Genomic DNA, 12622 nt, shown 5'->3' with positions numbered 1-12622 from the left:
TATGAAGGAGAAAAATATGTTATACGTTATTGGCTTAGGACCAGGTAAAGAAGAATTGATGTCACGTGAGGCATTACAAGCTATTGAGGATTGTGAAATTATTGTTGGTTATTCAACATATATGCGTTTAATCCGTGATTTAGTAAAAGATAAAGAGCATGTTGCAACAGGTATGCGTCAAGAAATCGATCGTTGCCAAAAAGCGATTGATTTAGCGATTGAAACAGGTAAAAATGTTGGTGTTGTATCAAGTGGAGATGCCGGTGTATACGGTATGGCTGGATTGATCTTAGAATTAATTGGTGAAGATTCTGATTTAGAAGTAAAAGTTGTTCCTGGTATTACAGCAAGTTTAGGTGCTGCTGCGGTAATGGGTGCTCCATTGATGAATGACTTCTGTCATATTAGTTTAAGTGACTTGATGACACCAATGCCTATTATTGAAAAACGTCTACATGCAGCTGCACAAGGAGATTTTGTTATTTGCTTGTACAACCCAAGAAGTAAAGGTAGACCAGATCATTTATCAAAAGCATTATCTATTATTTCTCAATATAAATCTGAAGATACTATTGTTGGTATTGGTAAAGATATTGGTCGTAAAAAAGAAGAGTATGTTTTAACAACAATTAAAGACTTAGATGAGTCATTAGTAGATATGACAACTATTGTTATCATTGGAAATAAAGAAACATACATTAAAAATGGTCGTATGGTGACACCAAGAGGATACACATTATGATGAAGTTATTATTTGGTGGAACATCAGATAGTACTGCTATCTTAGGATTATTAAATGAATTAAATATTTCGGTTACCACATCAGTGGTAACCGACTATGGTAAGCATTTAGCTTCTAAATATGGACAACCCGTTATCCAAGGAAGATTGACTGCTGAGGATATGGTGTCTTTTATTAAAGAAAATAATGTCGATGAAATCATTGATTCGACACATCCATTTGCCGATATTGTATCAAGGGAAGCAATGCGTGCTGCAGAAATGGCTGGTGTAAAATATATGCGTTTTGAACGTGTTGCAACATCAGATTTAAGTGGTGCGATTGTTGTTTATTCAACACAAGAGGCGATTGAGGTTATCAAAGATTTAGGACATGTCGTTTATTTAGGCACGGGAAGTAAAACATTGCCTTTATTCGTTGATGGTTTACCAGATAAACGCATTATTGCTCGTGTGTTACCAACATCAGAGGTATTACTTGCTTGCGAAAAAATCGGTATGGTAGCCGATCAAATTGATGCTATCAAAGCACCATTTACAAAAGAATGTAATAAAGAATTATTAAAACGTGCGAATGCCAATGTTTTTGTCACAAAAGAAAGTGGCGATGTTGGTGGGGTGCGTGACAAGATTGATGCATGTTTAGAATTGGGTATTGATTGTGTGGTTATTTCACGTCCAAAAGTTGAATATCCAGCGATGGTATCAACAATTGATGAATTACGTGATTATTTGGTAAAACAATAATCAAAAGGAGAATAAAATGTCTGGATTAGTAACATTACTAGGAGCAGGTCCTGGAGATGAAGAATTAGTAACTGTCAAAGGACTTAGACGATTAAAAGAAGCAGATGTTGTTGTGTATGATAGATTAGTCAATCAAGCACTTCTACAACACGTAAAACCTACAAGTGAAAAAATTGATGTTGGTAAAGCACCAAACATGCCTTGTGTGAAACAACGTGATATTGAAGCAATTTTAATCGAAAAAGCAAAAGAAGGAAAACATGTTGTCCGTTTAAAGAGTGGCGATCCTTATGTTTTTGGTAGAGGTGGAGAAGAAGGCATTGCTTTAAAAGAGGCAGGTATTCCTTTTGAAGTTGTACCAGGTGTGACATCTGCTATTGCAGGATTAACATACGCAGGTATTCCAATTACTTATCGTGATATAGCAACAAGTTTCCACATAATTACAGGTCATTTACAAGATGAAAATGAAGCATTGAACTGGGATGCTATTTCTCAATTAAAAGGAACACTCGTCTTTTTAATGGGAATGAAAAATTTAAACAATATTGTAACAGAACTTGTGACAAGAGGATTTGATAAAGAAACGCCTGTTGGTATTGTTGAATGGGGGACACACCCACAACAACGTTCTATTAAAGGAACGCTGGAAACAATTGTATCCCTTGTATCAGAGCATCAATTTAAAGCACCAAGTGTTATTGTGATTGGTCAAGTTGTTGCGTTTAAAGATGATTTGAATTTCCATGAAGCACTCGCTTTATTTGGTAAACGTGTGTTAATTCAACAATCTGAAACAGGTAAATTGCCAAAATTATTAAAAGATGCAGGTGCTAGTGTTTATACGTTCCCAGCAAGAAATACGTTCTTAAAACAACACTTTACATTACCTGATTTAGACAAAGTTAATGGTTTATTTGTCACAGACGCACATAGTTGGAAATATTTCTTGGCTGAATTAGTATCGCAAGGTAAGGATATTCGTTCATTACAAGACAAACATATTTATACATTAGGACATCATACATTAAAAGCTGTCAAAGAAACAGGTGTTTTAGTGGACTTATCTGTTAATCAGTTTGATGATGCAATGCTAGTGGATGCTCTAAACAATAAACAAGAACAATTTATTGCACTTGTTGATAAAGAAAAACATGAAGCAATGACTGAAGTATTCAAAGACATTATAGCTTTAGAAACACATGATGTGACATTTGATCATGCCGTTCTATCTGATAATTGGCAAGACCTTGATGTTATTTGTTTACCAAATTCAGTTGCAGCACAAACATTGGTTGCTGTAAGTGAACAAGTTGATGTTTCTTTAAAAGAAAAACCAGTGATTGTTATGGGAGAAATGACAAGAAAAGTGGTTGAGAAAGTAGGATTTACAACAATTGTTGAAACAGATGAACCGACTATTTTATCTATTGTCAAAACATGTGAACGTATTTTAAATTAGGGAGGGATAGACATGACTAAAGCCATTTTAGTTGTGAGTTTTGGGACAACATTCCCAGAAACAAGAAAAAAAACAATTGAAGCTTGTGAAAATGCCATTCAACATCAATTTTCTGAATATAAAGTATATCGTGCATTCACATCAAATATTGTTATTAGACGTATTTTAAAACAAGAAGATTTGCACATTGATACAGTGGCACAAGCATTGGAAAGAATGTATCAAGAAGGTGTTACGGAAGTTTATGTACAACCATTGCATATGATTTTAGGTGATGAATATGAAAAAGTATTGGTACAAGCGATTCAATTTGAAGATAAATTTGATGTATTAAAAATTGCCAAACCTTTATTAAGCAGTATTGAAGATTATGAAGCTATCAAACGTATTTTATTAGATAAATATGGTCAATTTGGAGAAGAAACGGCAACGGTGTTAATGGGACACGGAAGTCAACACTATGCTTTCACATCTTATGCTGCCATCGATCACATGTTAATGAATGAACCTGTTTATGTAGGAGCTGTCGAAAGTTATCCTGATGTTGAATTGATTGAAGAACGATTAAGACAAACAAATGTAAAACACGTTCATTTAGCACCATTTATGTTAGTTGCTGGGGATCATGCAACAAATGATATGGCTTCTGATGAAGAAGATTCATGGTATACATATTTTAGTAAAAAAGGATATACAGTCACAGCCCACTTGATTGGTTTAGGTGAATATAAAGAAATACAACAATTATATATTCAACATTTATTAGATGTGATTGCATAATAGGAGAAAATATGGCGAAATTTTACGGAATTGGTGTTGGACCAGGAGATAGTGAATTAGTGACAATAAAAGCAAGTCGCTTAATTCATGATTTAGATATTTTATACACACCTGAAGCAAAAAAAGGTGCAAAAAGTTTAGCATTAACAATAGCTGAACCATATATTAAAAGTGATTTAGAAATTAAACAAAGACATTTTCCAATGGTTCGAGCAAAAGAAGAAAAACAAGGGCAGTGGGAACAAATTGCCCAAGAAATTGTGGAAGATGTGAAAGCCGGTAAAAATGTAGGTTTCATTACATTGGGTGATCCAATGGTATACAGCACATACAGTTATTTATTGGATATTGTCAAAGATGATATTGATACACAAACGATACCTGGAATTACGTCTTTTTCAAGTATTGCGTCATTCTTAGGGCAACCATTAACAATGGATGAAGAATCTTTTGCCGTTGTTCCAGCAACAGCAGGACATGACAAAATAGAAGCCGCATTACGTCATCATGAAACGATTGTTTTGATGAAAGTGGCAAATCATTTATCCGTAGTTTTACCATTATTGGAAAAATATGAGTTATTGGATAATACATTTTTAGTAAGCAACGCAACAATGGATAAACAAACAGAGTTAAAAGGTGTTAGAAATCTTTCTGTGGATGAAAAACTAAGTTACTTTACAACAATGATTGTAAAGAAAAATCCACTTTAATGATATATACAAAAGAATAGATAGGTCATTTATCTATTCTTTTGTTCCATGTGTTTATTATTTAACACATTATGTGTTAAACATAAAAAAAGTTGTGGGATGTTTCAATTTTTTCAAGAAAGGAGTGTAACCGTTTTTTTAGAAATGTTCTGTGACAAACAAAGGAGAAGAAGTATGAAAAAATCAGTAAAAAACATTGTGATGTTTTCCGCCTTGATTGTTTTATTTATGTTGATTTCATCACAATCAGCTCATGCAATGCATATTATGGAAGGCTATTTACCACCTTTATGGGCAGGTATTTGGTTTATTGTATTTATTCCATTTTTCATTTTAGGTTTAGTTCAAATGAAAAAAATTGTAGCAGAAAATCCGAAAAATAAAACAATGTTGGCATTATCTGGAGCATTTATTTTTATTTTATCAGCCTTAAAAATTCCCTCTGTTACAGGCTCAACGTCACATCCAACTGGTGTTGGATTAGGAACAGCGATGTTTGGACCTAGTGTTATTAGTGTTTTAGGAACGATTTGTTTATTATTCCAAGCGCTATTGCTTGCTCATGGTGGGTTAACGACATTAGGTGCAAATGCATTTTCAATGGCGATTGTAGGACCTTTTGTTGGTTATGCTGTCTATAAATTAGCGTTAAAAATGAATGTATCAACACGTATATCTTTATTTTTATGTGCGTTTGTTGCAGACATCGCAACATATTTTGTTACATCTGTTCAATTAGGATTAGTTTTCCCTGATGCAGAAACAGGTGTTGTTGGTGCTATTGTGAAATTTATGGCAGTCTTTTTGACAACACAAATTCCAATTGCGATTGTTGAAGGTTTATTAACAGTTGTCCTATACAACTTAATTACATCAGCCGATGTTGAAAAAGCGGGGGTATTCAAATGAAAAAACAAAACATTCTTTTACTTTTAGCTGCCGTTTGCGTAATGTTAGGTGCTTTTGTGTTTGCACCTAAAGATGCTGAATATGGTGGTACCGATGATGCAGCAGAAACAGCCATTAAAGAAGTTCAACCAGACTATGAGCCATGGTTTGAATCTTTATATGAGCCAGCTGGTGAAGTTGAAAGCTTATTATTTACATTACAAGGAAGTATTGGTGCAGGGATTATCTTCTATGTGATTGGTTACAATAGAGGAAAATCTAAAAATGCTAACGCTTGATAAATACGCACATGAAAATCGTTTAAAACATGTGTCGCCAGAAAAGAAATTGTGCATCTATATTGGATTATTACTACTCAGTTTTTCTGGTATAGCGTGGGTTCAATTAGCTGTTATAGGAGTAATTGCTCCTATAACAGTCTATATTGCCCGTGTGAAGTGGACAGTTTATGCCAAATGGCAACTTGTTATTATTCCTTTTATTTTTATTAGTTTATTGACATTTGTTTTAACGTACGGAAAAAATATGCATACTTTTGTTTTCTCTATCCCTGCGTTTCATGGATACATTGGTATGACTGAAAAAAGTATTCGTTTAGCTTTGGAGATTTTATTACGTGTGTATAGTTCCTGTGTGTCAACTTATTTTTTCGTGTTGACCGTTCCCTTTTCTCAACTCATTCAGTTGATGAAAAAATGTAAAGTGCCCACATTTTTATTGGACATTATTGTCTTAATGTATCGCTTTATTTTTTTAGTTTTATATGAATTTATCACAATGAGAGATACGCTAGATCTGAAATTTTCGTTTAAAGGCTTTAAAAATAATTATCGTGCATGGGGGATACTATGTAATACTTTGTTTATAAAGTTATTACATGATAATGATGTATTAAATGATGTATTGGCGTTGAAATTTGAACAGGAGTAATACAGAAAGGATTGACAATCATGTTGCAACTAAATGATGTTACATTTGCTTATGATAAAGTTCCAACCATTCACCATGTGTCTATGGCATTCCAAGAAGGTAAAATAACAGGTATTTTAGGCATGAATGGAAGTGGTAAATCAACGATTATGAAATTGATTATGGGACTACTCAAAGCCGAATCAGGAGAAATCATTTTTGATAATCAACCCATTACAATAAATAAAAAGGCATTGTACGATTATCGTCAAAAAGTGAATATGGTTTTCCAAAACCCTGAACAACAAATTTTTTATACGATTGTTAAAGAAGATATAGCAATGGCATTAAAAAATTTAGGATATGACAAACAGGTCATTGATGAACGTGTTTCTAAAGTGCTTGATATAATGGATATTACGCATTTACAAGATAAACCAGTTCAATATTTAAGTTATGGACAAAAAAAACGGGTTGCGATTGCAGGGATGCTTGCTTTACAACCAAGATTTTTACTATTGGATGAACCAACAGCTGGATTAGATCCAAAAGGACGTGACAAAATGAATGAAACAATGCAGCGATTAGTTCAAGCAGGAACAAGTATTATTTTATCCAGTCACGATATGGATTTAATGTATGATTGCTGTGATTATGCCTATGTGATTAAAAAAGGCTCGGTTCTTACTCAAGGAGAAAAATATCAAGTATTTCAAGAAGCAACGTTATTAAAAGAAGCAGGTTTGTCTGTTCCATGGATTGTGAAATTACATCAAACTATTGGAACGCCACTTGCAAAAAATGAAGCATTGTTCTTTGAACATTTTGCACAAAAATAGTAAAATAAAAGAATATGTATTGAAAATAAAGGAGAACATCATGGCAAAATCAATTATGGTTCAAGGGACAGCATCTGATGCAGGAAAAAGTATTATTGTTGCTGGATTATGTCGTATTTTTAAACAAGATGGTTTATCTGTTGTTCCGTTTAAATCTCAAAATATGGCATTGAATTCATTTATTACAAAAAAAGGTGCTGAAATGGGAAGAGCACAAGTGTTTCAATCTGAAGCGGCAGGTGTTGACCCAGATGTACGTATGAATCCTGTTTTATTGAAACCAACATCTGATAGAAAATCCCAAATTGTCTTTATGGGTGAAGTATTAACAGATATGGACGCTGTGGAATATCATGAATTTAAGCAACAACTATTACCAAAAATCAAAGAAGTTTATGAACAATTAAGTGATGAAAATGATGTCATTGTTTTAGAAGGTGCAGGTAGTCCGGCTGAAATCAATTTGAATGACAGAGATATTGTGAATATGGGTATGGCAAAATTAGTAGATGCTCCTGTTATCTTAGTTGCGGATATTGATAAAGGCGGTGTGTTTGCCTCTATTTATGGAACCATTCAACTTATGCCAGAAGAAGATAGAAAACGTGTCAAAGGTGTCATTATCAATAAATTTAGAGGAGATGTTGCCTTACTTCAATCAGGTATTGATATGATTGAATCTTTAACAAATGTAAAAGTATTAGGTGTTGTACCATATGCACATCTAGATATTGATAGTGAAGATAGTGTTGCATTGGTGCAAAAAAGTAGACGTTTTGATACGAAAAAAGATTTAGATGTTGCGATTGTTGGATTAAAACGTATGTCTAATTTTACAGATTTCCATAGCTTAGAAATTCAACCAGACGTATCTGTACGTTATGTGATGCCAGGAGATGCCATTGGTTTGCCTGATTTATTGATTTTACCGGGTAGTAAAAATACGATTGAAGATATGCATTATTTAAGAGAATCCGGTTTAGAAAAAGAAATTTTACATTGTTTAGAAAAAGATGTGCATATTTTTGGCATTTGTGGTGGTTATCAATTACTAGGTAAAAAAATGACAGATCCTCTACATGTTGAATCCTCTATTGAAGAAATTGAAGGATTAGGATTATTAGACGCATGTACCACTTTTAAATCTGTGAAACGTACAACACAAGTTAAAGCAGACCACGATGGACATGTATTAGAAGGATACGAAATACACATGGGTGAAACGACGATTGCAGATGGTGTCACACCATTTTCAACAATCACTGTCCAAAATGGTGAAGAAACAAGTCGACTAGATGGCGCAATTGGGCATAATGGGCAAGTGCAAGGAACATATTTACATGGTGTATTTGATAATTTAGATTGGACAAGAGATTATTTGAATGGTATTCGTGTAAAAAAAGGTTTAGAGCCAATTACAGAAAAACCAGTGACGATAAAAGAATTTAAAGATAGAGAATATGATAAACTTGCCACTATTTTGCGTAATAGTTTAGATATGGAACAAATTTATAAGATTTTAAATAAGGAAGATTAGCATGAGAATTTATACAAAATACGGAGATAAAGGTTTTACAAGATTATATGGAGGCGACCGTGTGTCTAAAACACATATTCGTGTTGAAGCATATGGAACTATGGATGAATTATGTTCCTTTTTAGGTTATTTAACAGCAGAAATGAAACAATACGAAGTGTTGAATGACTTAACAGAAGAATGTGAAGAAATTCAACAACATTTATTCGACTGTGGAAGTGATTTAGCCACTCCTCGTGAATTACGACCATATAAACAAAAAATAGAAGATGTTACCTTTTTAGAAGAAAAAATTGATGCTTATATGGGTATTCCTCCTAAATTGGAACATTTCATTATTCCAGGAGGACATTCTTTAGCAGGTTTATTCCATATGGCAAGAACGATGACAAGACGTTTAGAAAGATGTATTGTTGCTGTTATTGAAGCCGATGAAGCGGTAAACGAGATTGGATTACAATATATCAACCGTTTATCAGATTATTTCTTTGTAATTGCACGTTTAGTAAATTACAGATTAGGAGTAGCTGATAAAAATTATATACGTAGTGCTAAAATTTTCCGTAGTAAAAAACAGGAGGAAGACAAAGATGTATCCAGTCATGATGAACATTAAAAATAAACGTGTTGTAATGATTGGAGGGGGCAATGTCGCAGCTAGAAAATTAAAAAAATTATTACAAGAAGGGGCACATGTCACGATTGTTAGTCCTACATTGCATGAAAGTATTCCAAAGGAATGCATTACATGGATTGAACGTCGTTATGAAACAGGGGATTTAAACGGTGCAAAATTAGTTTTTGCGTGTACAGATGATCAAGAAGTTAATGTACAAATTATGAGAGATGCCGATACGTGTCAATTAGTGAATAATACAGGGGATAAACATTTTTCAGACTTCTATAATGTATCTATCGTTGAGAAAAAAGATTTTTCTATCAATATTTCAACCAATGGTGTTTCTCCTATGAGAGCAAAAGAAATCAGACAAAAATTAGAAAAACTATTAGACGAAATATAAGAGGAAAGCATTATGTATTTATTGTATGTTGGGTTAACACATAAAAATACGCCTATTCATATTCGTGAGGCGATTCATTTCTCTGATGACACATTAGAGAAAGCATTAAAAACATTATACAAAGAAAAAAGTATTTTAGAAGATTGCATTGTATCCACATGTAATCGTACAGAATTATATCTTGTCGTTGACCAATTACATACAGGACGTTATTATGCAAAACATTTTTTAGCAGATTGGTTCCAAGTAGATGTAGCAGAATTGGAAAAATATTTAGTTATGAAAGAAGCCGATGAAGCATTGCGACATCTTTTAAAAGTATCTGTTGGTTTAGAGTCTAGAATACTAGGTGAAACTCAAATTTTAGGACAACTCAAAAAGGCTTTTGAAAAAGCCAATGTAGTTGGAACAACAGGAATTATATTAAATAATGCATTTCGTCAAGCTGTTTCATTTGCTAAACGTATGCATGAGCAATATAAAATCAATGAACGTCCAACATCAGTAAGTTTTGCAGCCATACAACTCTTAGATGCCTTAAATTTAGAAACATCAAACAAAACGGTTGCGTTAATTGGATTAGGTGAGATTGGACAATTATTAGCTAATTATTTATTAGAACGTTCTTTTAAAGAAATTCTCTTTTTTAATCGTACACTTGAAAAAGCAGAAAAATATAATAGACATGAGCATATTTGTATTTGTCCGATTGATGCCTTAGAAAAAGAGTTACCAAGAGCGGATATTGTCTTTTCTGCTGTTAGTACACAAACGTATTTAGTACATCCAACAATGTTAAAAGAACAAGCGATTGTTTTTGATTTAGGGGTACCAAGAACGGTGCATCCAACATCCAAGGTAGATTTGTATGATATTGATACACTGACACAAAAATTAGATAGTTATCAAGCACAAAGAGAACAAATTGCACATCAAATTGTATTAAAGATTGATGACGAACTAGTAGCTTTTGATGAATGGCGTAAAAATTTAGGGATTGTACCTCTTATTAAGCAATTAAGAGAAAATGCTCTGAATGCACAAGCCTCTGCTTTAGACAGTTTGGAAAGAAAATTACCACATTTATCAGAAAGAGAACACAAACTTATTCAAAAACACATGAAGAGTATTGTCAATCAACTATTAAAAAATCCGATTTTACAATTAAAAGAAATGTCTGTTGGAGAAAATTCGGAGTATGACATTGCACTTGTTGCAAAGATTTTTGGATTAGATTTAACACAGGAGTAATATATGATTATTAAAGTAGGAACACGTAAAAGTCAATTAGCGTTAACACAAACAAAACAAGTGATTTCTTTATTAGAAAAAGCAAATCCTGATGTGACGTTTGAATTAGTGACCTACCAGACAACAGGCGATAAATTAGTACATGCCAGTTTACAAGAAATTGGTGGAAAAGGTGTCTTTGTCAAAGATATTGAAGTGGGGTTACTAAACAAAAAAATTGATATAGCTATTCACAGTTTAAAAGATGTACCGTCTATTTTGCCAAATGGCTGTGTTATAGGCGCTATTCCAAAACGTGAAGATGTAAGAGATTGTATGATTTTTCATCAGCCAAATATGACATTAGATACATTACCGCAAGGTGCAAAAGTTGGTACAAGTAGTTTAAGACGTCAAGCACAATTATTAAAATTAAGACCTGATTTAAACATTGTTGCATTAAGAGGAAATATTGATACACGTATTCAAAAAGTGTTAGACGGAGAATATGATGCCATTGTTTTAGCAATGGCAGGTTTATCGCGTATGGGGTGGTTAGAAAAAGAAACTTTATCCTTACAACCACTAGATACAAAAGTATTTTTACCTGCTATTTCACAAGGTGCTTTAGCGATTGAATGTCGTGAAGAAGATACGCATGTTTTAGACATTATTCAACGTATACACGATGAAAAAACGGCACAAGAAGTAACCATTGAGCGTGACTTTTTAAAACAAATGGATGGTGATTGTACTTTTCCTATTGGTGCCTATGCCACTGTACAAGATAATATATATACACTACAAACGATGTTGGCAACAGAAGAAACAATGACATGTGTATATGCAACTGTTTCTGATGAACAAGCACATACATTAGCAAAAAACGCGGCAGATTGTTTAGAGGCACAAGGTGCTTTTGGTCGGAAAAAGTAGTTAAGAACAAGAGATAGTAGAACATGAGATATGATGATAAAACATACGGTATCGTCATTATAAAATAAGGAGTGATGCCAATGGGAAAAATTGTATTTACAAGAGAGCATCCTTTAGAAAAAGATTGGACAAATACATTAAACACATTGGGATTAGATATTGTTCATGCACCATTGATACATTGTACAGCAAATGATATGCCAAAGATGATTTTAAATAATTTGCATAAAGCCGACTGGGTTTTCTTTACGAGTGCAGTGGCGGCAGAGTGCTTTGCACCTTATATGCGTGATTTAAATGTCCGTATTGCAACGATTGGACATAAAACAACACAAAGTGTAGAGGATTTAGGTCATACAGTTGATTTTGAAAGTGTTAGTCAATACGGTGTTGATTTTGTAGGAGAGTGGTTGACACTTGGTCTGTCACATCAAACAGTATTATTGCCACAAAGTAGTTTATCTAATCTAATTATTGCACAAACACTAAAAGATAATGGGCATACAGCATTAGCTTGGGCAATGTATGATACAAAACCAAATAAAAAAGGACAATCTATGATTGAGGCATTGTGTCAAGAAAAAGATGTGATTTGGACATTTGCTAGTCCATCTGCTTGGGAAAGTTTGATACAGGTTAGAGAACAATTACCAAAACATCATCAAGTTGCTGTTATTGGTACGACAACACAACAAGCTGTGATGAACAGTCATCAAATTGTTGATTTTATGCCAGATACACCGGCCATTGATAATATGATTGAAACCATTATTCAAAATAGAGAAAGAGGTGAATGA

Annotated in this window: 15 protein-coding genes; all 15 read left to right on the top strand. The window is 33.5% G+C overall.

What is annotated here, in order from left to right:
- Nucleotides 1–16 precede the first annotated feature (16 nt).
- The 15 genes from cobJ to GMA11_RS00330 all read left to right on the top strand — a co-directional run bounded on the left by cobJ (nt 17) and on the right by GMA11_RS00330 (nt 12622).
- Nucleotides 17–742 (top strand): precorrin-3B C(17)-methyltransferase, encoded by a 726-nt coding sequence (cobJ, locus tag GMA11_RS00400; RefSeq protein ID WP_163545228.1) that lies wholly within the window; start codon nt 17–19, stop codon nt 740–742.
- On the top strand, nt 739–1488 hold the full coding sequence (gene cobK, locus GMA11_RS00395) for a precorrin-6A reductase (RefSeq protein ID WP_163545227.1): 750 nt from the start codon (nt 739–741) through the stop codon (nt 1486–1488). The genes cobJ and cobK overlap by 4 nt, the downstream gene beginning before the upstream one ends.
- Nucleotides 1489–1504: 16 nt before the next feature.
- Nucleotides 1505–2950 (top strand): uroporphyrinogen-III C-methyltransferase, encoded by a 1446-nt coding sequence (gene cobA, locus GMA11_RS00390; protein ID WP_163545226.1) that lies wholly within the window; start codon nt 1505–1507, stop codon nt 2948–2950.
- Nucleotides 2951–2962: 12 nt separating this feature from the next.
- Nucleotides 2963–3730 carry a sirohydrochlorin cobaltochelatase gene (locus GMA11_RS00385; RefSeq protein WP_163545225.1) on the top strand — a complete coding sequence of 256 codons (768 nt, stop codon included), beginning with the start codon at nt 2963–2965 and terminating at the stop codon, nt 3728–3730.
- An 11-nt stretch (nt 3731–3741) separates the two neighbouring features.
- The gene (locus GMA11_RS00380) at nt 3742–4443 is read left to right on the top strand and encodes a cobalt-factor II C(20)-methyltransferase (protein WP_163545224.1); all 702 of its coding nucleotides are present in this window, start codon (nt 3742–3744) and stop codon (nt 4441–4443) included.
- 174 nt (nt 4444–4617) lie between these two features.
- Nucleotides 4618–5352 carry an energy-coupling factor ABC transporter permease gene (locus tag GMA11_RS00375; RefSeq protein WP_163545223.1) on the top strand — a complete coding sequence of 245 codons (735 nt, stop codon included), beginning with the start codon at nt 4618–4620 and terminating at the stop codon, nt 5350–5352.
- Entirely contained in the window at nt 5349–5630 is a 282-nt protein-coding gene (locus GMA11_RS00370; protein ID WP_163545222.1) for an energy-coupling factor ABC transporter substrate-binding protein, read from the top strand. Before GMA11_RS00375 ends, GMA11_RS00370 begins: the two co-directional genes overlap by 4 nt.
- On the top strand, nt 5617–6282 hold the full coding sequence (gene cbiQ / locus GMA11_RS00365) for a cobalt ECF transporter T component CbiQ (protein WP_163545221.1): 666 nt from the start codon (nt 5617–5619) through the stop codon (nt 6280–6282). The genes GMA11_RS00370 and cbiQ overlap by 14 nt, the downstream gene beginning before the upstream one ends.
- 20 nt (nt 6283–6302) lie before the next feature.
- Complete coding sequence (locus tag GMA11_RS00360; protein WP_163545220.1) at nt 6303–7100, top strand: energy-coupling factor ABC transporter ATP-binding protein; 798 nt, start codon at nt 6303–6305, stop codon at nt 7098–7100.
- Nucleotides 7101–7140: 40 nt separating this feature from the next.
- A complete protein-coding gene (locus GMA11_RS00355; RefSeq protein WP_163545219.1) occupies nt 7141–8637 on the top strand; it encodes a cobyric acid synthase in 1497 nt (498 codons plus the stop codon).
- A 1-nt stretch (nt 8638) separates the two neighbouring features.
- Nucleotides 8639–9253, top strand: coding sequence for a cob(I)yrinic acid a,c-diamide adenosyltransferase (locus GMA11_RS00350; RefSeq protein ID WP_163545218.1), 615 nt, complete (start codon nt 8639–8641; stop codon nt 9251–9253).
- Nucleotides 9228–9659, top strand: coding sequence for a bifunctional precorrin-2 dehydrogenase/sirohydrochlorin ferrochelatase (locus GMA11_RS00345; RefSeq protein ID WP_163545217.1), 432 nt, complete (start codon nt 9228–9230; stop codon nt 9657–9659). The genes GMA11_RS00350 and GMA11_RS00345 overlap by 26 nt, the downstream gene beginning before the upstream one ends.
- A 12-nt stretch (nt 9660–9671) precedes the next feature.
- The gene (gene hemA / locus GMA11_RS00340) at nt 9672–10910 is read left to right on the top strand and encodes a glutamyl-tRNA reductase (RefSeq protein WP_163545216.1); all 1239 of its coding nucleotides are present in this window, start codon (nt 9672–9674) and stop codon (nt 10908–10910) included.
- Nucleotides 10911–10913: 3 nt separating this feature from the next.
- Entirely contained in the window at nt 10914–11825 is a 912-nt protein-coding gene (hemC, locus tag GMA11_RS00335) for a hydroxymethylbilane synthase (RefSeq protein ID WP_163545215.1), read from the top strand.
- Between the two features lie 80 nt (nt 11826–11905).
- On the top strand, nt 11906–12622 hold the full coding sequence (locus tag GMA11_RS00330; protein WP_163545214.1) for a uroporphyrinogen-III synthase: 717 nt from the start codon (nt 11906–11908) through the stop codon (nt 12620–12622).

This window comes from Granulicatella sp. zg-ZJ (assembly GCF_010892355.1).
In the GTDB taxonomy this organism is placed as follows: Bacteria; Bacillota; Bacilli; order Lactobacillales; family Aerococcaceae; genus WM01.
This window is presented reverse-complemented; position numbering and strand designations above follow the sequence as displayed.